The organism is Pseudoduganella aquatica (assembly GCF_020865585.1).
Classification (GTDB): Bacteria; Pseudomonadota; Gammaproteobacteria; order Burkholderiales; family Burkholderiaceae_D; genus Rugamonas; species Rugamonas aquatica_A.
In genome coordinates, this window is sequence record NZ_CP086370.1 from 1,348,552 (window position 1) to 1,370,637 (window position 22,086).

Sequence of the window (22,086 nt, forward strand, 5' to 3'; positions counted from 1 at the left end):
ACCCGAATTTACTTCTTCCAGATTGCAGCTGCGTGCCATAGCACGCAGCGTACAAGTCAAAGCCTGATGACCATAGCAAATCGGTCCCACCCCTTCCCATCCCGAACAGGACCGTGAAACGATTTTGCGCCGATGATAGTGCTGCAACCAGTGTGAAAGTAGGTTATCGTCAGGCTAGTTATATGAAAAAGCCCCCATCAGCCTGAACGCGCTCAAGATCGCGCTCAGTGCAGATGGGGGTTTTTCGCTTTTCAGCGTCATAACGTTGTCATATCTGCTCAGTAGACTGCGCCTTTTCAATCAGAAGAGGTCCGCAGCATGAAGCTCCCCCAACTCTCCCTGTTGTCCCTGGCCGTCGCCCTCGCGCTGAGCGCTTGCGGCAGCAGCGACGACAGCCCTGCAGTCATTGCGCCGGTGAAGCCCGTCATCAACGGCGTGTTCCTGGATGGCGCAGTTGAAGGCCTGGATTACGTGGCCGGCACCGCCGCCAAGGCGGCTACCGGCTCGAAAGGCGAATTCACCTGCACCACGGGCGACACGGTGAGCTTCAACATCGGCGGCATTGCGCTGGGCAGTGCGGCTTGCGCTGCCACCATCACGCCGCTGCAGCTGGCTGGCGCCACCGATGTCGGCGATGTGAAAGTCGTCAACCGCCTGCTGGCGCTGCAATTGCTGGACGAGGACAGCGATCCGCAGAACGGCATCAAAATCACCGCCGACGTGAAAACCGCGCTGGCAACCAAGACCGCCGACTTTACCCTGGCCGCCGCAGCCTTCAACACCGCCATGGCCGCCAACCTGACCGCCGCCGGCGCCAAGTACGCTGCGCGCAGCGTGGATGACGACCGCCGCGCCCTGGTGCGCGAACACTTCGAGGACACGCTGGCGTCGAAAGTGGGCACGCCGGTCAACCAGAACTTCACGCAGGGCGACGTGAGCGTAACCGTGACCCGCTACCAAATGCAGGCCGACAGCAAGTACTACATCCCCTACGAAGGCAGCAACGCCAAGGTGAAAGAAGAGTTCCCGCTGGGCTTCCTGCCGTCCTTCGGCTCCTCGCTGGCCTTCAAGGGCACCAACGCCAACGGCGACCTGGAGTTCTACGGCCTGACCGACCGCGGCCCGAACGGCGACGGCCCGAACGTGCCGGCGCTGACCGGCAGCGGCGTGATGGGCGCAAAAATCTTCCCCTCGCCGAGCTTCACGCCATCGATCGGCATCATCACCGTCGGCAAGACCGGTGCGGTGCTGACCTCCGTGCAGCCGATCAAAGCCAGCGCCACCGTCAATATGAGCGGCCTGCCGCTGCCAGCGGGCACCCTGGGCAATTCGGCGGAAGTCCCGGTCATGGATGCGATGAAGTTCGACGCCAACAGCAAGGCCGCGTTCAACGTGAATGGCCTGGACAGCGAAGCCATCGTGCTGGACAAGAAGCGCAGCGCGCTGTGGGTGGCCGACGAATACGGTCCATTCGTTGTGAAGATCGACCCCGCCACCGGCATCGTGCAGAACAAATACGCCGCAGGCAGCGGCCTGCCTGCCATCTTCGCCAAGCGCCGCGCCAACCGCGGTATCGAAGGCATGGCGCTGGACACCACCACCGACAAGCTGCACACCTTCCTGCAAAGCCCTCTGACCGACGGCAGCGCGCAATACTCGGTGACCGGCAAGAGCGAGCAGATCGAGCGCTTTGCACGCTTTACGCGCTGGGTGGAATTCGATCCGGTGAGCGGCACCACGTCGAAGATGTACGCCTACCCGCTGAACGGCGCCGACTACCAGGACGGCCGCACCGGCAACGCCAAGCTGGGCGACGTGGTGGCGTTGGGCAACGGCAAATTCATCGTGATTGAACAGGGCGCGGCGCCAAGCGGCAAAGTGTTCAACAAGCTGATGCTGGTGGAAATCGCCAACGCTACCGATATCAGCGCGGCCGCGTTCAACGCCGCCAGCTCCGACCTGGAGAAAAGCTCGATGGGCGGCGTTGCGGTGAACGGCGCGGACTGGTCGAAAGTGGTGGCGCTGAAGAAGACCCTGCTGCTGGACCTGAACGCGATCGGCTGGCTGGCTGAAAAAGCCGAAGGCCTGACCATCGTCGACGGCAACACACTGGCCCTGGCCAACGACAACGACTTCGGCTTGAAAACCAAGATCTTCACGCCGGCCGGTGTGGCGGTAGCCGATGCCGACGTCACCAAGTGCAATGTGGACGCGAACGGCGCCATCGTCACCAGCACCTCCGCTGGCTGCGATGCCGCCAACAACATTCGCGTGGCGCGCGGCGACGACCGCGAGCGTCCAAGCCGCCTGTGGCTGATCAAGTTCGGCAAGGCGCTGACGGCCTACTAAGCCGCTATTGCATGCGCGCCAGGCCGATCAGGTGCGAGGACAGGAATAAGAGCAAGCCGATACATCCGCCAACAATGGTGCCGTTGATGCGGATGTACTGCAGGTCCTTGCCGATATTGAGTTCGATCTGGCGCGACATTTCATCGGTATCCCACTTCTTCACCGTATCGCTGATATGGCGGGTGAGGAAGTCCGCGAAGTCCGGCGCCATTGCGCGCGCCGCGTCTTCCATATGCCGGCTGAAGGAGGCGCGCAGGTCCGGATTGCGGCCCAGCTCCTCCCCCAGCCATTTGCTCATCGCCGCCACGCGCCGGTGCAGCTCCGACTCTTCCGCCGCCAGGTCTTGCCGCATCCAGCTGCGCAAGCCATCCCAGATCTCCGCCAGATAGGCGTTCACCGCTTCGCCGTCGCGGATATAGCGCTTGATCTCCTCCGCGCGCTCATGGAAGGATGGATCGTCGCGCAGCCGCGTGATGAACTCGGCGATCATGCGGTCCAGCCGCCGGCGCAGCTTGTGCGAGCGGTCTTCCGCCACTTCCATCAGCAGGGTGTTGAGCGCCTCGGTCACCCAGTCCGCGCCTTTCTCTCCCAGCCAGGCCGTGGGCAGCACCTTTTCCATGGCGGCGTGCTCGCGCTTGAGCCAATGGATGATGCTGGTGGCGATCAGCTCCTGGTTTTCCGGCGCGCGCAGATGCAGCAGGGCCGCGTCGATCACGTCGTCCAGCACCTCCTGGTGGCGGCCGTCGCGGGTGAGCGCATCGAGCACGGTGGCCAGTGAGCGCGACAGGTCCAGCTTGCCCAGCATGGCGTGGAAGGCGTCTTTCAGGAAGCGCTGGATGCGCGCGTCCTCCGCCATGTCCAGCATGCCGGCTGCCAGGCGCACCACGTAGGCGCCCAGGATGCGGTCATTGGCCGGCTCGGCCAGCCAGGCGCCCAGCCGGGCGATGGGGTCATGCTTGCGGATCAGGCCCACGAGCGATTCGGAATCGAGAAACTTCTCCTGCACGAAGTGCGCCAGGTTGTCGGCGATGCGGTCCTTGTTGTTGGGGATGATGTTGGTGTGCGCGGAGATCAGCGGGATGGGCACGCGGCGGAACAGCGCCACCACCGCGAACCAGTCGGCCAGCGCGCCCACCATGGCCGCTTCCGCCACCGCTTTTACGCAGTCCATTGCGAAGCTGCGCGGCAGGATGGCCGTCACGATAAAGACCAGGGCAGCTGCGGCCAGGAATAGCAAGGCGGTCCGCTTGGCCTTTTTGAGTTCCAGCTCCTTGTTCATTTTCTTCTCCAAGGTTGAATCCGGCCATCGTATAACAAGCGACGGTATGGCGGCCTACGATACGCTGTCCCACTCCAGGCCGAAGCGGGCCAGGTATTTGCGGAGGCGGTCCGCGTCGTTCGGCTTGGCCTTGCCGGCGCGCGAAACGGCAAAGAGTTTGCGGCCTGCGTCGGACATATTTTTCGACTGCCGGCATACATCCAGCACCGCCTGCAGCTGCGCGCGGTCGAATAGATCCAGCTGCGCCGCCGCCTCCGCGCCGATGGCGTCTTCGAGCGGAACGCCCGCTGCGGCAGGCTGGGATAGCGTGCGCCACTGGCGCTGCAGGCGCGCGATTTCTGCGCCGGCCACCGCCGTGGTGATGCGCCCGGCTTCGGCCAGCGTGGCCATGCGCGTGACGGACGCGGACAGGTCACGGAAATTGCCGCTCCAGCGCGCGTCGGACGAAGTGGCGAAGGTCATGAACTGTTCGCGCGCTTCCTTGTTGAAGCGCACCGCGTCGCCGTGCTCTTCGCCGAATTGCAGCAGCAGGTAGTCCAGATTGGGTTCGATATCTTCCGGGCGGTCGGCCAGGCCGGGCAGGGCATAGGTCCACAAGTTGATGCGGGAGTACAGGTCTTCGCGGAAACGGCCGGCGGCCACTTCCGCCGCCAGGTCGCGGTTGGTGCCGGCGATAAGCTGGAAGTCGCTTTCCACTTCGTGGTCGCCGCCCATGGGCAGGAAGCGTTTTTCCTCCACGGCCTTGAGCAGCATGGCTTGCTCGTCCAGCCCAAGCTCGCCTATCTCGTCAAGAAACAGCAAGCCTTTGTTCGCAGTGCGCAGGAGGCCGGGGCGGTCCGATGCTGCGCCGGTGAATGCGCCCTTGATGTGGCCGAACAGCGTGGAGCCCGCGCCGTCGCCGTGCAGCGTGGCGCAGTTGATCTCAACGAAGCCGCCGCGCAGCTGGTGGCGCGCTTTCTTCAGTTCGAACACGCGCCGGGCCAGGAAGGACTTGCCTGCGCCGGTTGGTCCCATCAGCAGCATGGGCGCGCGCGAACGCACGGCGACGTGTTCGATCTCGTCTATCATCAGATTGAACTGCGGATTGCGCGTGGCGATGCCGGACTTGAGGAAGGCCACGCCCTCCTGCTGCGCCGCCGCGAAGCGCTGCGCGATCTGGTCGTAGCGCGACAGGTCCAGATCGATCAAGGTGTAGTCGCCCGGCGAACCTGCGGCGTGCCGGCGTGGGGGCGAAGTCTGCAGCAGGCAGCCGGGGAAGTAGCGTGCCTCCGTCATCAGGAACATGCAGATCTGGACCACGTGCGTGCCCGTGGTGATGTGAATCCAGTATTCCTCGTTGTCGGGATCGAAGGGGTAGCTGCGCGCGAAGTCGAACAGGCTGCTGTACACGTCGCCAAAATCCCAAGGATCGCGTATCGCCAGCTTGTGCTGGAGCACCGTGGTTTCCGGCGAGATCGTGCCGATGTCCTCGCGCACCTGGTCTATCAGTGGGCCGTAGCTGCCGTTGTAGAGCAGTTCGAAGCGCTCGATCACCAGGTCGTCGTGCTGCGCCATGGCGACGGTGGGCCGCCACTTTTCCCAGCGCGCGCTGCCTTTTCCACTGTCGAGCTGCGTGCCGACAAAGCCGAGGATGACTGTTTTCTTTTTCATTTTTCGATAAATATTTATCTATTAAGATAATTTATCATAGATGGCGGAATCCCTTGTATTTATAAATTTCTTTATTTATCAATCGCTTAGCGTATTTTTCCTGACTGGCACACTGCTTGCAATATAGAGCATACAAACCGGGAGGAGAGAGAAATGGCGAAGATGGGCGGAAATGCTGCCAGAGGCTGGACGATCAGTGCCGGCGCAGTGGGCAAAGCGGCGAAGGGCGAGGGACTCAGCATCAGGTCGGCGCCTTACCGCACAGTTGTCAGCTGGCAGCTGCATGGCACTGCCGGCCGCGCACTTCCTGCCGCCCAGGCCAGGCAAGTCTGGTATGGCGTACTGGCCGCTCTTGTCGGCGATGATTAAACCGGATTAAATGGAACGATGATGAAAGACGAAACTTACGAATTGCTGGATAACGAGGGCGGCAGCCCGGTGAAAATGTGGACCGGCGGCGTGCCGGTTGAAGAGCAGGCCAAAGCCCAGCTGGCCAACACGGCGAAGATGCCCTTTATCTACAAGCACATCGCGGTAATGCCCGATGTGCACTTGGGTAAGGGATCGACCATCGGTAGCGTGATCCCGACGCTGGGCGCGATTATCCCGGCAGCGGTGGGCGTGGACATCGGCTGCGGCATGATGGCGGCCAAGACCACGCTCAATGCACGCGATCTGCCGGACAACCTTGGCCCGCTGCGCAGCGCCATCGAAAAAGCCATCCCTCACGGCATGACGCCCAAGACGCGCGGCTATAAGGGCCGCGACGAAGGCAGCTGGCAGAACCCGCCGTCGGCGGTGGACGCGGCGTGGACTCAGCTGAAGGACGAATTCGACGTCATCTGCCAGAAGACGCCCAAGCTGAAGAACACCAATAACTACCGCCATCTCGGCACGCTGGGTTCGGGCAACCACTTTGTGGAAGTCTGCCTGGATGAGCAGGGCGCGGTGTGGTTCATGCTGCACTCGGGGTCGCGTGGCGTGGGCAATGCGATCGGCAGCCACTTCATCGAGGTGGCACAGCAGGACATGCGCACGCATATCGCCAACTTGCCGGACAAGGACCTGGCCTATCTGAACGAGGGAACGCAGCATTACGACGACTACGTGGAAGCCGTGGGCTGGGCGCAGAAGTTCGCCCGCATGAACCGTGAGGTGATGATGCAGAACCTGATCACGGCGGTGCGCAAAGTCATCGCCAAGCCCTTCGAGACGCACGTCGAGGCGGTCAATTGCCACCACAACTATGTGCAGAAGGAGCGTCACTTCGGCCAGGACGTACTGGTCACCCGCAAGGGGGCGGTGTCGGCGCGCGAAGGCGAGCTGGGTATTATTCCGGGCTCGATGGGGGCCAAGAGCTTCATCGTGCGCGGCAAGGGCAATCCGGAGAGCTTCAACAGCTGCAGCCACGGCGCGGGCCGCACCATGAGCCGCAACGAGGCCAAGCGCCGCTACACGCTGGCGGACCAGGTGCGCGCGACGGAAGGCGTGGAGTGCCGCAAGGACGCCAATGTGATCGACGAGATTCCAATGGCGTACAAGGACATCGACGCCGTCATGCATGCCCAGCGCGACCTGGTGGAGGTGGTGCACACGCTGAAGCAGGTCGTCTGTGTGAAAGGGTGATGATGGCGATGGACATGCTGGAACTGGACGGTGCGCAGGGTGAGGGCGGCGGGCAGGTGCTGCGCACCGCCCTGACGCTGGCCATGATCACTGGACGCCCTTTCCGTATCGTGAACATCCGCGCCAACCGCCCCAAGCCGGGTCTGATGCGGCAGCACCTGGTTGCCGTGCAGGCCGCAGCGGAGGTGTGCGGCGCGGACGTATCGCTTGCAGCGGTGGGCGCGCGCGAACTGGAATTCAAGCCAGGCGCGATACGCGGCGGCAGCTACCGCTTTGCGATCGGAACGGCGGGTAGCTGCACGCTGGTGCTGCAGACGCTATTGCCTGCATTGCTGTTTGCCGACGCGCCGTCCACGGTGACGGTCTGCGGCGGAACGCACAACCCCATGGCGCCGCCCGCGCATTTCCTGGAGCGCAGCTATGGCCGGGCAATGGCGGCCATGGGCGCGGACATGTCGATAGCGCTTCGGCGCCACGGTTTTTATCCGGCGGGCGGCGGCGAAATCGCTGCGGTGGTGCGGCCGTGCGGGCAACTGACGCGCATCGAGCTGATGTCGCCAGGCGCGAGGCTGCACTCCTATGCGGAGAGCCTGATCGCCGGTGTGCCGGAGCGTGTGGCCCGGCGCGAACTGGAGTGCGTGGCCACAGGCCTGGGCTGGTCCGAGTCCCAGCTGCACCAGCGGAAGCTGCCGGACGAGCAGGGACCGGGCAATGTGCTGCTCATTACGCTGGACTCCGAGCACGTTACCGAGGTGATCGCCGGCTTTGGCGAAAAGTCGGTGACGGCGGAAAACGTCGCCCGGCATGCGGTAGCTGAAGTGCGCCGCTATGTCGCATCCGGCGCAGCGGTGGGGGAGCATCTGGCCGACCAGTTGCTGATACCAATGGCGCTGGCGGGCGGCGGCAAATTCACGGTGGCCCGCGTGTCGCAGCATGCGTTGACGAATGCCGCCGTGATCGCCCGCTTCCTGCCGGTGGACATCCAGTTCCGGGCCGGCGACAGGCACAGTACCTGTTGCGTCACGGCGCGCTGAAAGGACAGGTGTTGCACAGCATGTGACACCTGTCCCAATCTGGTACAGCGCTGCGGCACGCCCCCTGCGCGTACCTTGCAAAACCGTGTGGCACGCCAATTGCTCCTTGTGGATCAGCAGCTATTCACAACTACAGGAGACAACACCATGAAACGCGCACTTACCCTTTGCCTCGCGGCGGCGGCCCTTATCACTTCCTTCGGTGCGCAGGCGCATGGCGCCGTCACGCCGCAGGCGGTCGACACCACCGGCCTTGCCGCCCTGGGCGACAAATGGCGCGACGAGAATCCTTACAAGGGCAACAAGCTGGCGCTGAAGATAGGCGGCTCCGCCTACAACCAGAACTGCGCCCGCTGCCATGGCCTGGAGGCGGTATCGGGCGGCATCGCGCCCGACCTGCGCCTGCTGGACCGCGACTGCGCCACCGTCAAGAACGCCGCCAAGAAAGCCGCCTGCCTGAAGGAAGTGGACGCCTACTTCCTCAGCTCCATCCGCGCCGGCAAGGTGCGCAACGGCGCGGTCTATATGCCGCCGTTCGAAGGCATCTTCAACCAGGAAGCCATGTGGGCCATCAAGACCTACCTGGAAAACCGCCGCGAAACCAACTGATACCGGAGCACGCCATGTCCCATTTCTACCGCAAGGCCGCTGCGGTGCTGGCGCTCGCCTCCGCCGTGCTGCCGGCGCACGCCGACTGGAGCCGGCTGCAGCAGTCGGGCGCGCTGAAGGTGGCGGTGTACAACGAGTTTGCGCCGTTCTCCGATCACGGCAGCGGCATAGATATCGACCTGGCCGATGCGCTGGCCAAAAAGCTCAAGCTCAGGCTCACGCTGCTGCCTTTCCCGGCGGGCGAAAATCTGGGGGACGACTTGCGCAACATGGTGTGGAAAGGCCATTACCTCGGCTACGGTCCGGCCGATGTGCTGCTGCACGTGCCGGTCGATCCGCAGTTGATGGCGGAGAACGGCAAGGTGCAGATCTTCGCGCCTTACCATGTGGAGGCGGTGCGTCTGGTGCGCAGCGCCCAGGCCGTGCCGGTGTTCGACGGCATTGATGCGCTGGCTGGCAAGCGCATCGGCGTGGAAAAGGTATCGATCGCCGCCATGGTGCTGCTGGGTGAAGGCAATGGCCGCTTCCGTGAAAACGTGCGCATCTTCCCGAGCGCCGCAGCCGCGCTGGAGGAACTGAAGGAGGGGCGGCTGGATGCGGTGCTGGCCAACCGCTCGGAGATTGAATCGGTGTTCCGCGACGATCCTGCATTCCCCCTGGCGCAGGCGGATTTCCAGCGCTTGCCGCGCAAGGGCTGGGCTGTGGGCATGGCCGTGCGCAAGGATGAACAGGATGTGGCGCGGTTGCTGCAGGCGGCGGTGAATGAGATGCGCGAGAGCGGAGAACTGCAGGCTATCTTCGCCAAACATGGCGTGCGCATGGTGCAGCCATGATGCAGCGTACGGCCATTGCGCTGGCGGCCATGCTGCTGGCGCATGGTGCCGGCATGGCGGCCTCGCCGATGGCGAGCGTGGAGATCGTCGGCATTGCGCCCTTGCCGGGACTGGGCGTGGAGCGCAAGACGCTGCCCTACGCGGTGCAGACGGCGTCCGATGCGGCGCTGTCGCGTGCCGGGGGCGACAATCTGAGCGAGTTCCTTGCGCGCAGTTTCGCCGGCGTTAACCTGAACGACATCTCTGGCAGTCCCTTCCAGAACGACCTTACCTATCGTGGCTTCCGGGCTTCCCCAGTGCTGGGAACGGGGCAGGGTATCTCCGTTTATCTGGACGGTGTGCGCGTCAACGAACCCTTTGGCGACGTGGTGAACTGGGACATGCTGCCGGAAGCGGCGATAGGCAGCGTGCTGCTGGCGCCGGGCTCCAATCCCTTGTACGGGCTTAATACGCTGGGCGGTGCGCTGGCGCTGAACACGCGTTCCGGCGCCAGCGATCCCGGTCTACAGGCATCCGTCAGTAGCGCCAGCCACCAGCGGCGCCGGGCTGACCTGGCCTATGGCGCGGCACAGAACGGCTGGCATATCTTCACCGCCGGCACGCTGTTCGACGACGGCGGCTGGCGCGCGCATTCGGACGGGTGGCTTGGCAATCTGTTCCTCAAGCTGGGCCGGACGCAGACGGACAGCGAATGGCAGCTTACTCTGCTGGGTGGCGCGAGCCGCCTGGTGGGCAACGGCTTGCTGCCGGACGCCATGTACGAGGAAGACCGGCGCGCGGTCTATACCTGGCCGGACGAGACCCGCAACCGCTTGCGCCAGGCGCAATGGAGCTACACGCGCCGCCTGGCTGCGGATGCGCAATTGACCGCAGCCGCGTATGTGCGCAACAGCCGCCGCGACACGGTGAACGGCGATGTCAGCGACGGCTTTGAAGACGCGGACCAGCATGCCGCGTCGCTAAATACCACCAGCACTCGCCAGCGCAGCCGTGGTTTCAGCGCGCAATGGTCGGGCCACTCTGCCGGGGCGAATCTGATGGCTGGCCTGAGCTATGACAGCAGCACGGTGGGCTTTGCGCAGTATGAGCAGGCGGCCGGTTTCGATACCGCGCGCGGCGTGGTCGCGGACAGCGGCGAAGAACGTGAACTGGACGCTTCCGTCGATGGCCGGGCGCGCGGCGGCAGCGTCTATTTCACCGGCACCTGGACTGTCGCACCTGCAACCTGGCTCACCGCGTCTGTCCGCTATGCCAGCGCGCGCGTGGCCAACACTATCAGTAACGAGGGCGTGCCACAGCCGCGCGAGGCGTTCAGCTACCGCAAGCTTAGTCCCGCTCTGGGGCTGTCGTATGAGGCGGCGCCCGGGTGGACGGTGTTTGCCAATGCGGCGCAGAGCAACCGCGTGCCTACCGTGATTGAACTGGGCTGCGCGGATCCGGAGCAGCCTTGCCGCTTGCCGGTGGGGCTGCAGTCCGATCCTTATTTGAAGCAGGTGGTGTCACGCACGGTGGAGGCGGGCACGCGCTGGCAGTCCGGCCGCGATACTGTTACTGCCACCGTGTACCGCACCGTGAACCGGGACGATATTCTGTTCCGCAGCGCAGGCCTGAGCCAGCATGGGTATTTCTCCAATTTTTCACGCACGCGGCACCAGGGGCTGGATTTGAGCGCGGGTTTTGAGCGCGGGCCGTATGCTGTGCGGCTCAGCTACAGCTGGCTTGATGCCGTTTATGACGCGGACGGAACGCTGTTCACGGGCACGCGCAAGGTGCTTGTTACACCGGGAACGCGCATCGCGGGACTGCCGCGCAATACGCTTAAGCTGGCGCTGGACTGGCGTGCCGCCGCTGCGCTCACACTGGGCGCGGAACTGCGCGCTGTGTCCAGCCAGGGTACGCAGGGGAATGAGGATGGCTTGTCGGCCGATCCGCAGGACGGCGAGGCGCCGCAGCGCGCGGACCTGCGCACGCGCGGCTATGCTTTGCTGGGACTGAGCTTGAGCTATAAGCCGCAGCCGGGTTGGGAGCTGTTTGTTCGCGTGAATAATGCTGCGAACCGCCGCTATGAGACTTTTGGCTCGGTTGGTATGGATATCTTCCCGGGCGGGCAGCTGGCTAGTCCGCAGGGCGCCGGCGGGGAGGCATCGCTGGCGCGTTTTGTGGCGCCGGGGGCGCCGCGCTCTGTTTCGGCGGGAGTGCGGTATCGCTTCTGAACGTGGCTTGCAGGGTTGGCGGGTTACGCGGCTGCGCCGCTAACCCGCCCTACGCGGTACGCGCCCTGCGGTTTTAGAACTGGTATTGGGCGCTGGCGCCTAGTTGCCAGTTGCGGCCCGGCGCGCCTTCGTAGTAGCGCTTGTTGGTGTCGCCTACGATGACCGATCCCACATAGGCTTTGTCGGCCACGTTGTTCAGGCGGGCGAACTGCTTGAAGCGCCAGCCGCCAATTTCCTGCCGGGCCGTCAGTCGCAGGTTCACGATGGCGTAGCCGGGGGCGGTCTGCTCGGTGTTGCTGTCCTCCGCGTAGACCCTGGCGCTGGCCACGGTTTCGACGGCGGCGCCCAGTGCGCGCGATGGCGATTGCCATGCCAGTTCGCCGTAGGCGTAGGCCTTAGGGACGCCGGGCAGGCGGCTGCCGCGTTGCACGTTGCCGAAGGCTTGATCGTACACGGCGCGCAGCGCGGTCAGCGCCACGCGGGCGCTGAAGCCATAGCCGAAGCGCGTATCCGCCGATACCTCGGCGCCCCTGCGCAGCGTTTCGCTGGCGTTGCGGTAGCTGGTGCGGCCGCCGCTGGCGGCGTCGACCACCAGCTCGCCGCTGGTCTTCACCTGGAACACTGCGGCGTCGATACGGCTGTCTGCGCCCAGCAGCGCTTTCACGCCCGTTTCAAGGTGCGTGCTGCGCGCAGGCTGCAAGCCGAAGTTGAAACCGCCGCCGGCGCCGGAGTAGAACAGTTCGTTCAGCGTGGGTGTCTCGAAGCCGCGCGCGGCGCTGGCGTACACGTTCAGTACCGGCGATACCTTGTACAGCAGACCAGCCACCGGTGTGGTGCGGCTGTAGCGCAGCCCTCCGCTGTCGTTGCCGTTCGAGAGATAGCGGTCGCTTACGTCCACCTTGAAGCGGCTGTGGCGCAGGCCCGCGTTCAGCACCCAAGCGCTTTGCGCCCATTCGGTTTGCAGGTAGGGATCGGTACTGGCCACGGTGTCCGTTTCATCGCGCCGCAGCTTGCCCTTGACGCCCAACTCGGTGGCGGTGAAATTTTCATAGCCTTTGCGGTCGTCCTGCGAGCGGCCGTATTCGATGCCGACGGTGGAAGTCAGCTTGCCCCCGGCCAGGGCGCGCACATCCACCCAACTGACGTCGATGCCGCTGAAGTCGCGGTCGAAATCGACCACGCCGCCCGAATGGCTGGCCGGCGCCTGGAAGGCGCGCGAGAAGGCCTGGTACTGGATGACCTGGCGGTTCCCGCCATAAGCGGTGACGCGCAGCTTGCCGCTGTCGCCGCCCGCGATACCGCCGAGCTGCTGTTCCCACGCCGCGCCTATCTGCTGGTGGTCTATGCTTTTGCGGGTGTTGTAGCGTTCCGCGAAGGTGCGCTTGATTGCGGCCGTGTCGCTGGTGTCTATTTCGCCGGCGCGCGGGTCGCGCCGCCAGGTGGCCCAGGTGACGCCCAGCGGATCCTGCGTATTGTCCTGGCGCAGGGCGCTCGCGGTGATGGTCAGCTTGCCGCCTGCGCCGGGCGCCAGCGTGAGCTTGGCGTAGGCCTGGTCGCGCCGTGCGGCGCTGTGGTCGCGGTAGCCGTCCGTGTCGAAGCGCGACGCGTCCAGCACGTAGCCCACATTGCCCGCCTTGCCCTGTGCGTTGACATCCACTTTGCGTGCGCCGTCGCTGCCGGCGGACAGGCTGGTTTCCAGCGTGGGAGGGCCTTCGCCGTCGCGGGTGAACAGCTGCACCACGCCGCCGGCATGGTTGCCGTAGACGGCGGAGAAGGGGCCGCGCAGCACTTCCAGGCGCTCGGCCATGTCGAGGTTGAAGGTGGCGGCCTGGCCCTGGCCGTCCGGCATGCTGGCCGGGATGCCGTCGGCGATCAGTTTCACGCCGCGTACGCCGAAGGCCGAGCGTGCGCCGAAGCCGCGCGAGGAGATCTGCAAATCCTGCGCGTAGTTCTGGCGGTTTTGCGCCACCAGGCCGGGCACGGAGGCCAGCGATTCGGATGCGTTCACGCGCATCTGGCTGTCGCGGATGCGTTCGGCGTCCACCACGTCGATGGCGGCCGGGAAGTCCATGCTGCTGTGCTCCACGCGGCTGCCGCTGACGATGACGACCGGCGCTTCGCCGGTGGCTGCCGCCGCTTGCTGCGCGGCGCCCGCCACGAACAGGGCTGCGACGGCGTTTAAATGAAATCGGTGCTGCATGTTGAATCTCCTTGGTTGAGTTCCGCGCCTGCCTGGCGGGGGCCGGCAAGTCTGCTTCAACCCGTAAGCAATATACCTGCCATCGCTTTTCCTGTGCGCGTGGCATGGCGTTTGCATCGCCTTGCGATCCTCACTGACCTTAAAGGTGCCGCCATGAAAAAATCCTATTGTCCCCGCGCCGCCGGCGTGCTTGCAAGCCTTTCCCTGCTGCTGGCTGTGCAACCCTGCGTCCAGGCGGCCGCGCTGGCTTATGTGCCGAACGAGAAGTCCGGCACGGTGAGCGTGGTCGATACCGCCACCGACACGGTGCTGCGCAGCCTTCAGGCGGGCAAAAGGCCGCGCGGCATTGCCGCTGTTGCGCTGGCCGGCGGCACGCGGCTGTTCGTGACGGACGCCGCCAGCAGCCAGCTGCTGATGCTCGATAGCGCAGGCGGTTCAGCGCCCGCAGCGCTGGCGCTGGGCAGATCGCCGGAAGGCGTGGGCGTGTCGGCCGATGGCCGCTACGCCGCCGTCGCGGTCGAGGAGAGTAACAGCGTCACGCTGGTGGATGCCCGCAGCGGCGCGCGGCTGGCCGACATACCGGTCCAGGGCCGCAATCCCGAGCACGCTGTGTTCAGTCCGGATGGGCGCTGGCTCTATGTCAGCGCGGAGGAAGCCGAGCAGGTGGACGTGATCGACGTGGCGCAGCGGCGCCAGACCGGGGCTGTGGCCGTGGGCCTGCGCCCTCGCGGCATCGGCTTTTCGCCGGACGGCAGCAGGGCCTATATCGCCTGTGAGTTGGTCAACACGGTGTACGTGATCGACACCGCCACGCGCAGCACGCTGGCCAGGATACCGGCTGGGCGCAACGCCAACGGCATCGCCGTGCACCCGAGCGGCAAGCAAGTCTATGTGTCCAACGGCGCGGACGGCACGGTGATGCTGATCGATACCGCCAGCCATATCGTCAGCGCGACCGTGGCCGTGGGCAAGCGGCCCTGGAATATGGCGCTCACGCCGGACGGCGCCAAGCTGTATGTGGCCAACGGACGCTCCAACAGCGTCTCCGTCATCGACACGGCCAGCGCGCGCAAGGTGGCCGACATCGCGGTGGGCGAATTGCCCTGGGGCGTGGCCATCCCCTGAGCGTGACACTTGCCACAGCGGCCATGCAACACCTGTTCAACTTTGGAACAGATTGCGGCGGCGGCAGCGCGGTTTTCGCGGCGCGGAGGGCTGGCACGGTGTTTGCGAAATAGAGGGTGCAAGTCCAACCAACACTGAAGAAAGAGGATGACATGAATCTCGCCGATATCAACAAACTGGGTGTCGCCAACCCTTTCAAGCAACGCTATGACAACTACATCGGCGGCAAGTTCGTCGCGCCGGTAAAGGGCGAGTACTTCGCCAACCTCACGCCGATCACCGGCCTGCCGTTCTGCGAGATTGCGCGCTCCACGGCGGAAGACGTGGAAATCGCGCTGGATGCGGCGCACGCAGCGAAGGAAGCGTGGGGCAAGACCTCGCAGACCGAGCGCGCCAACATCCTGAACAAGATCGCCGACCGCATGGAGCAGAACCTGCAGCTGATCGCCACGGCGGAAACCATAGACAACGGCAAGCCTATCCGCGAAACCATGGCGGCGGACATTCCGCTGGCGATCGACCATTTCCGCTATTTCGCCGGCTGCATCCGCGCCCAGGAAGGCTCGGTCGCGCAGATCGACGACAGCACCTACGCCTACCACTTCCACGAGCCGCTGGGCGTGGTCGGCCAGATCATTCCGTGGAACTTCCCCATCCTGATGGCGGTATGGAAGCTGGCGCCCGCGCTGGCGGCCGGCAACTGCGTAGTGCTGAAACCGGCCGAGCAAACGCCTGCTTCCATCATGGTGCTGGTGGAGCTGATCGGCGACCTGCTGCCGCCGGGCGTGCTTAATATTGTCAACGGCTTCGGCCTGGAGGCGGGCAAGCCGCTGGCCTCGAACAAGCGCATCGCCAAGATCGCCTTCACCGGCGAAACCGGCACCGGCCGCCTGATCATGCAGTATGCCGCGCAGAACCTGATTCCGGTCACGCTGGAACTGGGCGGCAAGTCGCCCAATATCTTCTTCGAAGACGTGATGGCGGCCGATGACGAGTTTTTCGACAAATGCCTGGAAGGCTTTGCCATGTTCGCGCTGAACCAGGGCGAGGTGTGCACCTGCCCTTCGCGCGTGCTGATACAGGAGTCGATCTACGAAGCCTTTATGGAACGCGCGCTGAAACGCGTGGCGGCCATCAAGCAGGGCAACCCGCTCGACTCCTCCACCATGATAGGCGCGCAGGCTTCGCAGGAGCAGCTGGAGAAGATCCTGTCGTATATGGACATCGGCAAACAGGAAGGCGCCCAGCTGCTGGCCGGCGGCGCGCGCAATGTGCAGGGCGGCGAGCTGGAAGGCGGCTACTACGTCACGCCCACCGTGTTCAAGGGCGAGAACAGCATGCGCATCTTCCAGGAGGAGATCTTCGGGCCGGTGGTGTCGGTCACTACCTTCAAGGATGAGGCGGACGCGCTGCGCATCGCCAACGACACGCTGTACGGCCTGGGTGCAGGCGTATGGACCCGCGACGGCGCGCGCGCCTTCCGCGTCGGCCGCGGCATCCAGGCCGGCCGCGTGTGGACCAATTGCTACCACCTGTATCCAGCGCACGCGGCCTTCGGCGGCTACAAGCAGTCCGGCATCGGCCGCGAGAACCACAAGATGATGCTGGACCACTACCAGCAGACCAAGAACCTGCTGGTCAGCTACAACCCGAAGGCGCTGGGCTTTTTCTGAGGCTGACATGAAAACCGCCGTAGCCCGCGTTATCGCGACCGGCCCCGCGCTGGAGATGATTGCAGAACTGCGCCATCGCCATGGGCCGATCATGTTCTTCCAGTCCGGAGGCTGCTGCGACGGCAGCACGCCGATGTGCTACCAGGCCGGGGAGTTCAACCTGAGCGACACCGATGTCTACCTGGGCAACCTGAACGGCGCGCCGTTCTACATCGGCCTGGAACAGTACGGCTACTGGGAGCACACGCAGCTGATTATCGACGTCGTGCAGGGCAACGGCGGGATGTTCTCGCTGGATAACGGGACCGGGCGCCGCTTTCTCACGCGCTCGCGCCTGTTCACGGACGAGGAGTGCAGGGAACTGGGTTTGTCGTCACTTTAATAAAAACATGGGAAGAGGAGATCATTGTGCAAAAAACTTTAATCGCATCGGTGCTGGCGCTGCTGGCCTCCAGCAGCGCGGGACTGGCGCAGGCGGGCGGCGCGGCCGTCACCACTGGCATGCTGGAGGCGGCGGCGAAAAATACCTCGTCGGTGCTGTCCTTCGGCATGGGCTCGGAAGGCCAGCGCTATTCGCCGCTGGCGCAGATCAATACCGCCAACGTGGGCAAGCTTACGCCGGCCTGGTCGTTCTCCTTTGGCGGCGAGAAGCAGCGCGGCCAGGAATCGCAGCCGCTGATCCACAACGGGAAGATGTTCGTCACCGCCTCGTACTCGCGCATCTTCGCGGTCGACATGAAGACCGGCGCCAAGCTGTGGAAGTATGAGCATCGCCTGCCGGACGGCATCATGCCATGCTGCGACGTGGTGAACCGGGGCGCCGCCCTGTTCGACAACCTGGTCATCTTCGGCACGCTGGACGCGCAGCTGGTGGCGCTGGACCAGGACACCGGCAAGGTGGTCTGGAAAGAGAAAGTGGACGACTATGCCGCAGGCTATTCGATGACGGCCGCGCCGCTGATCGCCAAGGGCCTGCTGCTGACCGGCGTGTCCGGCGGCGAGTTCGGCATCGTCGGCCGGGTGGAGGCGCGCAATCCGAAGACCGGTGAGCTGGTCTGGTCGCGTCCCACGGTGGAAGGCCACATGGGCCACAAGTACGACAAGGACGGCAATGCAAGCGACAACGGCGTGACCGGCACGCCGAACAAGAGCTGGCCGGGCGAGCTATGGAAGACCGGCGGCGCGTCCACCTGGATGGGCGGCACCTATGATCCGTCCACCGGCCTGGCCTACTTCGGCACCGGCAACCCGGCACCATGGAACAGCCATCTGCGCCCCGGCGACAATCTGTATTCATCGTCCACCGTGGCGCTGGACGTGGCCACCGGCCAGATCAAGTGGGCCTACCAGAACACGCCGAACGACGCCTGGGACTTTGACGGCGCCAATGAATTCGTCACCTTCGATATGGACGGCAAGCGCTATGGCGGCAAGGCCGACCGCAACGGCTTCTTCTACGTGAACGACGCGGCTACCGGCAAGCTGAAGAACGCTTTCCCCTACGTGAAGAAGATCACCTGGGCCAGCGGGATCGACCTGGAAACCGGGCGTCCGAAATTCATCACCGAAGGCCGTCCCGGCGATCCGACCAAGGGCGAGGAAGGCAAGAAGGGCAAGACCGTGTTCGCCGCGCCAGCCTTCCTGGGCGCGAAGAACCAGATGCCGATGGCGTACAGCCCGCAGACCAAGCTGTTCTACGTTCCCGCCAACGAGTGGGGCATGGACATCTGGAATGAGCCTATCAGCTACAAGAAGGGCGGCGCGTATCTGGGCGCGGGCTTCACCATCCGGCCGCTGTTCGACGACTACATCGGCGCGCTGCGCGCGGTGGACCCCAAGACCGGCAAGGTCGCCTGGGAAGTCAAGAACACGGCGCCGCTGTGGGGCGGCGTGATGACCACCGCCGGCGGCCTGGTGTTCTACGGCACGCCTGAGGGCTACCTGAAGGCCCTGGACGCGAAGACCGGCAAGGAGCTGTGGAAGTTCCAGACCGGTTCGGGCGTGGTGGCGCCGCCGGTCACCTGGCAGGACGGCGGCGTGCAGTACGTGGCCGTGGTGTCCGGCTGGGGCGGCGCGGTGCCGCTGTGGGGCGGCGAAGTGGCCAAGAAGGTCAACTTCCTGGAGCAGGGCGGCTCGGTCTGGGTATTCAAGCTGATGAAGTAATCACTGCGGTTTCCTGGTGTCTTACTGACGGCTGCGGCCGTCAGTTTTTTTAAGAGGGTCAAGATCATGCAATCAACGTATTTGCCGCCAAGCGCTTTCTCCGCAAGGGCGGCCATTCCCGACATGGACGCCTACCATGCCCTGTGCGCGCACGCGGAACGCGACTACGAAGGCTATTGGGGCATGCAGGCGCGCGCCAACCTGGATTGGCAGGTGCCGTTCACGCGCGTGCTGGACGAGAGCGAAGCGCCGTTCTACCGCTGGTTCGGCGACGGCCGCCTGAACGTGTCCTACAACTGCCTGGACCGCCATATCGAGCGCGGCCTGGGCGGCAAGACCGCCATTATTTTCGAGGCGGACGACGGCGCCTTCTCGCACGTGACCTACAGCGGCTTGCACGCGCGGGTGTGCCGCATCGCCAACGGCCTGCGCGCGCGCGGCGTGGGCAAGGGCGACCGGGTGGTGATCTATATGGCGATGTCGGTCGAGGGCGTGGCGGCCATGCTGGCGTGCGCGCGCATCGGCGCCACGCATTCGGTGGTGTTCGGCGGCTTCTCGGCCAAGGCGCTGCAGGAGCGCATTGCCGACGCCGGCGCATGCGTGGTTATCACGCAGGACGAGCAGCTGCGGGGCGGCAAGCGGCTGCCGCTCAAATCCATCGTGGACGAGGCGCTGGCGCTGGGCGGCTGCGGCAGCGTCAAGCACGTGGTGGTGTACCAGCGCACCGGCGGCGGCGTCACGCACGTGTCCGACCGCGACATCTGGCTGCATGACCTGATGGCGGACCAGCCGGAGCGATGCGAGCCGGAGTGGGTGGGGGCGGAACATCCGCTGTTCATCCTGTACACGTCCGGCTCCACCGGCACGCCGAAGGGCGTGCAGCACGCCAGCGGCGGCTACCTGCTGTGGGCCGCGCTGACGATGAAGTGGACCTTCGATATCAAGCCGGACGACGTGTACTGGTGCACCGCCGATATCGGCTGGGTCACGGGCCACAGCTATATCGCCTACGGGCCGACGGCGGTGGGCGCAACCCAGGTCATCTTCGAAGGCGTACCCACCTATCCGGATGCGGGCCGCTTCTGGCAGACCATAGAACGCCACGGCGTGAGCATTTTCTACACCGCCCCCACCGCGATCCGTTCGCTGATCAAGGCCTCGGACATGGACCCTGCGGTGCATCCCAAGAACTACGACCTCTCGACCTTGCGCCTGCTTGGTTCAGTCGGTGAGCCCATCAATCCCGAGGCGTGGCTCTGGTATCACCGCCATGTGGGTGGGTCGCGCTGCCCGGTGGTGGACACGTTCTGGCAAACCGAGACGGGCGGCCACATGATTACGCCGCTGCCGGGCGCCACGCCGCTGGTGCCGGGTTCGTGCACCTTGGCGCTGCCCGGCATTATGGCCGCCGTGGTGGACGAGGCGGGGCAGGACGTGCCGGACGGGCAGGGGGGCATCCTGGTGGTCAAGCGTCCGTGGCCGTCGATGATACGCACCATCTGGAACAATCCGAAGCGCTACCAGGCCAGTTATTTCCCCGAGGAGCTGGGCGGCGCACTGTACCTGGCGGGCGACGGCGCCATACGCGATAAGGACACCGGCTACTTCACCATCACCGGCCGCATCGACGATGTGCTCAACGTCTCGGGCCACCGCATGGGAACGATGGAGATCGAATCGGCGCTGGTGGCGCATCCTCTGGTGGCCGAGGCGGCCGTGGTCGGCAAGCCGGACGACACCACGGGCGAATCGATCTGCGCTTTCGTGGTCTTGAAGAAGGACAGGCCCGGCGGCGCGGACGCCACGGCGCTGGCGCAGGAGTTGCGCAACTGGGTTGCAAAAGAAATCGGCCCGATCGCCAAGCCCAGGGAGGTGCGCTTCGGCGACAATCTGCCGAAGACACGCTCGGGAAAAATCATGCGCCGCCTGCTGCGCGTGCTGGCCCAGGGCGGGGTCGTGACGCAGGACGTGTCCACGCTGGAGAACCCCGCCATCCTTGAGCAGCTGGCAAAGGCGGTGTAGAAAATAGGGACACCTGCGGCGCGCTTCTGGTCCGTATTGGCACAGCCAGCGCAGCGCGCCGCAGGCCCTTCCCAGTGAAGCGGGCTCGGCACGCTAATTGCCCTTGTAGGGATACATCAATCGATGTACTAAAACAAGGGAGACAGTAATGAAGAAGATCATCATGGGTGGCATGGTTGCAGCGGCGTTCACGGCGCAGCACGCGGGCGCAGTGGATTTCAAAGCCGGCGACTGGACCGTGGGCGTGGGCGGCATCGTCAACGCCTACTACACGCAGGTATCCTGCTCCGGCAATGCGGTGGGCGGGCTGGCGCTGGCGAGCAAGGGCCTGGGCTGCGGCGGACAGGACGACCGCAGCACCATCGGCAACGGCCTGCTGCCGAATGGCCTGGTCACTTCCGCCAGCTCCAACCTGGGCGGCTATGACGTCAAGGCGCTGATCGGCATGTACCACGCCACCGCTACCGACAGCGCCATCAGCCAGAACAGCGGCGTGGACGTGCGCCAGGCTTACTTCACCTTCGGCACTGCGGAGATGGGCACCATCAAGATGGGGCGCGACAACGGCCTGTTCGGCGCAGGCGCCATCTTCGGCGACATGACGCTGATCGGCGCCGGCGCACCGGTGCAGGCGACGCAGCGCGGCCGCGTCACGCTGGGCCACATCGGCGCCGGCTACAGCTACGTGGGCTACTACGGCCAGATCGCATACAGCTCGCCGAAAAGCGCGGGCTTCGGTGTCGATGTTGCGCTGGTGAGCCCCGTGTCAGACACGCCGCTGCTCACGCCTTCGCTGTACTCGACCAAGACCAGTCCGCAATTGCAGGGCCAGTTGACGTGGAGCGGCGGCGGCGCCAAAGCCTGGCTGGGCGCGAAGACCCAGAAGTTCGAATCGGTCACGGCGGGCGTCAAGGACTTCACCATGAACGCCTTCGAGGCCGGAGCGTCGTACAGCGAAGGCGCGCTCGGCTTGCTGGCCAATGTGCAGGGCGGAAAAGGCCTCGGCGTGCTGTCCGATGCGGACCAGGGCAACACCACGGCGCGCAATTACTTCGTGCAGGGTACCTACAAGGCCACCGGCAAGATGAAGCTGGGCCTGGGCTACGGCATCAGCAAGAACAGCGACAACACCACCGGTACGGGCGGCCTGAAGTCGAACGCCAATCTCACGCTGGGCGCTTACTACACGCTCAACAGCGCTATCACGCTGGTGGGCGAAGTAGGGCAGACCCGCTCCAAAGGCTTCAACGGCAATGAAGCCAAAATGAATGGCGCCTCGCTGGGCGGCATCATCTTCTTCTGACGGGAGC

Annotated in this window: 16 protein-coding genes and 1 rRNA gene; 14 read left to right on the forward strand and 3 right to left on the reverse strand. The window is 64.7% G+C overall.

Annotated features, from left to right (window positions below; genetic code table 11):
- Nucleotides 1–62 precede the first annotated feature (62 nt).
- Together rrf and KT882_RS05890 are read left to right on the forward strand one after the other, a co-directional pair.
- Nucleotides 63–175, forward strand: a 5S ribosomal RNA gene (rrf, locus tag KT882_RS05885).
- Nucleotides 176–318: 143 nt separating this feature from the next.
- Nucleotides 319–2,349 (forward strand): esterase-like activity of phytase family protein, encoded by a 2,031-nt coding sequence (locus tag KT882_RS05890; RefSeq protein ID WP_161075425.1) that lies wholly within the window; start codon nucleotides 319–321, stop codon nucleotides 2,347–2,349.
- Between the two features lie 4 nt (nucleotides 2,350–2,353).
- Here KT882_RS05890 and KT882_RS05895 read toward each other — a convergent pair whose 3' ends face one another.
- Both KT882_RS05895 and rtcR read right to left on the reverse strand, forming a co-directional pair.
- Nucleotides 2,354–3,628 carry a DUF445 domain-containing protein gene (locus KT882_RS05895; RefSeq protein ID WP_161075426.1) on the reverse strand — a complete coding sequence of 425 codons (1,275 nt, stop codon included), beginning with the start codon at nucleotides 3,626–3,628 and terminating at the stop codon, nucleotides 2,354–2,356.
- Between the two features lie 54 nt (nucleotides 3,629–3,682).
- On the reverse strand, nucleotides 3,683–5,278 hold the full coding sequence (gene rtcR / locus KT882_RS05900) for an RNA repair transcriptional activator RtcR (RefSeq protein ID WP_161075427.1): 1,596 nt from the start codon (nucleotides 5,276–5,278) through the stop codon (nucleotides 3,683–3,685).
- 153 nt (nucleotides 5,279–5,431) lie between these two features.
- On the opposite strand from rtcR, the gene KT882_RS05905 reads away from it, so the two are divergent.
- The 6 genes from KT882_RS05905 to KT882_RS05930 all read left to right on the forward strand — a co-directional run bounded on the left by KT882_RS05905 (nucleotide 5,432) and on the right by KT882_RS05930 (nucleotide 11,593).
- Nucleotides 5,432–5,647, forward strand: a complete 216-nt coding sequence (locus KT882_RS05905) for a hypothetical protein (protein ID WP_161075428.1) — start codon at nucleotides 5,432–5,434, stop codon at nucleotides 5,645–5,647.
- A 21-nt stretch (nucleotides 5,648–5,668) separates the two neighbouring features.
- Nucleotides 5,669–6,904, forward strand: coding sequence for an RtcB family protein (locus tag KT882_RS05910; protein WP_161075440.1), 1,236 nt, complete (start codon nucleotides 5,669–5,671; stop codon nucleotides 6,902–6,904).
- Complete coding sequence (gene rtcA, locus KT882_RS05915; RefSeq protein ID WP_371869410.1) at nucleotides 6,904–7,938, forward strand: RNA 3'-terminal phosphate cyclase; 1,035 nt, start codon at nucleotides 6,904–6,906, stop codon at nucleotides 7,936–7,938. Before KT882_RS05910 ends, rtcA begins: the two co-directional genes overlap by 1 nt.
- A 147-nt stretch (nucleotides 7,939–8,085) precedes the next feature.
- Nucleotides 8,086–8,547, forward strand: a complete 462-nt coding sequence (pedF, locus tag KT882_RS05920; protein ID WP_161075429.1) for a cytochrome c-550 PedF — start codon at nucleotides 8,086–8,088, stop codon at nucleotides 8,545–8,547.
- A 14-nt stretch (nucleotides 8,548–8,561) separates the two neighbouring features.
- On the forward strand, nucleotides 8,562–9,380 hold the full coding sequence (locus KT882_RS05925) for a substrate-binding periplasmic protein (RefSeq protein ID WP_161075430.1): 819 nt from the start codon (nucleotides 8,562–8,564) through the stop codon (nucleotides 9,378–9,380).
- Nucleotides 9,377–11,593, forward strand: a complete 2,217-nt coding sequence (locus tag KT882_RS05930; RefSeq protein WP_228894925.1) for a TonB-dependent receptor — start codon at nucleotides 9,377–9,379, stop codon at nucleotides 11,591–11,593. Before KT882_RS05925 ends, KT882_RS05930 begins: the two co-directional genes overlap by 4 nt.
- Nucleotides 11,594–11,666: 73 nt before the next feature.
- Here the strand turns inward: KT882_RS05930 and KT882_RS05935 are convergent, their stop codons facing one another.
- A complete protein-coding gene (locus tag KT882_RS05935; protein ID WP_228894928.1) occupies nucleotides 11,667–13,793 on the reverse strand; it encodes a TonB-dependent receptor family protein in 2,127 nt (708 codons plus the stop codon).
- A 153-nt stretch (nucleotides 13,794–13,946) separates the two neighbouring features.
- On the opposite strand from KT882_RS05935, the gene KT882_RS05940 reads away from it, so the two are divergent.
- The 6 genes from KT882_RS05940 (at nucleotide 13,947) to KT882_RS05965 (ending at nucleotide 22,079) form a co-directional block, all read left to right on the forward strand.
- Nucleotides 13,947–14,918, forward strand: a complete 972-nt coding sequence (locus tag KT882_RS05940; RefSeq protein ID WP_228894931.1) for a beta-propeller fold lactonase family protein — start codon at nucleotides 13,947–13,949, stop codon at nucleotides 14,916–14,918.
- Between the two features lie 152 nt (nucleotides 14,919–15,070).
- Nucleotides 15,071–16,591 (forward strand): aldehyde dehydrogenase, encoded by a 1,521-nt coding sequence (gene adh / locus KT882_RS05945; RefSeq protein WP_228894933.1) that lies wholly within the window; start codon nucleotides 15,071–15,073, stop codon nucleotides 16,589–16,591.
- 7 nt (nucleotides 16,592–16,598) lie between these two features.
- Nucleotides 16,599–16,973: a DUF779 domain-containing protein gene (locus KT882_RS05950; protein WP_161075435.1), complete on the forward strand. Its 375-nt coding sequence runs from the start codon at nucleotides 16,599–16,601 to the stop codon at nucleotides 16,971–16,973.
- A 50-nt stretch (nucleotides 16,974–17,023) separates the two neighbouring features.
- Nucleotides 17,024–18,754: a PQQ-dependent methanol/ethanol family dehydrogenase gene (locus KT882_RS05955; RefSeq protein WP_407682043.1), complete on the forward strand. Its 1,731-nt coding sequence runs from the start codon at nucleotides 17,024–17,026 to the stop codon at nucleotides 18,752–18,754.
- 66 nt (nucleotides 18,755–18,820) lie between these two features.
- On the forward strand, nucleotides 18,821–20,776 hold the full coding sequence (gene acs / locus KT882_RS05960; RefSeq protein WP_228894935.1) for an acetate--CoA ligase: 1,956 nt from the start codon (nucleotides 18,821–18,823) through the stop codon (nucleotides 20,774–20,776).
- Nucleotides 20,777–20,924: 148 nt separating this feature from the next.
- A complete protein-coding gene (locus tag KT882_RS05965; protein ID WP_228894938.1) occupies nucleotides 20,925–22,079 on the forward strand; it encodes a porin in 1,155 nt (384 codons plus the stop codon).
- The last annotated feature ends 7 nt before the right edge of the window (nucleotides 22,080–22,086 follow it).

What these genes read in the sequence shown, in the direction of transcription:
- acs (WP_228894935.1), top strand. Translation starts at nt 18,821, where the DNA reads ATGCAATCAACGTATTTGCCGCCAAGCGCTTTCTCCGCAAGGGCGGCC.
- KT882_RS05940 (WP_228894931.1), top strand. Translation starts at nt 13,947, where the DNA reads ATGAAAAAATCCTATTGTCCCCGCGCCGCCGGCGTGCTTGCAAGCCTT.
- KT882_RS05890 (WP_161075425.1), top strand. Translation starts at nt 319, where the DNA reads ATGAAGCTCCCCCAACTCTCCCTGTTGTCCCTGGCCGTCGCCCTCGCG.
- rtcR (WP_161075427.1), bottom strand. Translation starts at nt 5,278, where the DNA reads ATGAAAAAGAAAACAGTCATCCTCGGCTTTGTCGGCACGCAGCTCGAC.
- KT882_RS05935 (WP_228894928.1), bottom strand. Translation starts at nt 13,793, where the DNA reads ATGCAGCACCGATTTCATTTAAACGCCGTCGCAGCCCTGTTCGTGGCG.
- rtcA (WP_371869410.1), top strand. Translation starts at nt 6,904, where the DNA reads ATGATGGCGATGGACATGCTGGAACTGGACGGTGCGCAGGGTGAGGGC.
- KT882_RS05930 (WP_228894925.1), top strand. Translation starts at nt 9,377, where the DNA reads ATGATGCAGCGTACGGCCATTGCGCTGGCGGCCATGCTGCTGGCGCAT.
- KT882_RS05910 (WP_161075440.1), top strand. Translation starts at nt 5,669, where the DNA reads ATGAAAGACGAAACTTACGAATTGCTGGATAACGAGGGCGGCAGCCCG.
- KT882_RS05905 (WP_161075428.1), top strand. Translation starts at nt 5,432, where the DNA reads ATGGCGAAGATGGGCGGAAATGCTGCCAGAGGCTGGACGATCAGTGCC.
- KT882_RS05965 (WP_228894938.1), top strand. Translation starts at nt 20,925, where the DNA reads ATGAAGAAGATCATCATGGGTGGCATGGTTGCAGCGGCGTTCACGGCG.
- adh (WP_228894933.1), top strand. Translation starts at nt 15,071, where the DNA reads ATGAATCTCGCCGATATCAACAAACTGGGTGTCGCCAACCCTTTCAAG.
- KT882_RS05925 (WP_161075430.1), top strand. Translation starts at nt 8,562, where the DNA reads ATGTCCCATTTCTACCGCAAGGCCGCTGCGGTGCTGGCGCTCGCCTCC.
- pedF (WP_161075429.1), top strand. Translation starts at nt 8,086, where the DNA reads ATGAAACGCGCACTTACCCTTTGCCTCGCGGCGGCGGCCCTTATCACT.
- KT882_RS05895 (WP_161075426.1), bottom strand. Translation starts at nt 3,628, where the DNA reads ATGAACAAGGAGCTGGAACTCAAAAAGGCCAAGCGGACCGCCTTGCTA.
- KT882_RS05950 (WP_161075435.1), top strand. Translation starts at nt 16,599, where the DNA reads ATGAAAACCGCCGTAGCCCGCGTTATCGCGACCGGCCCCGCGCTGGAG.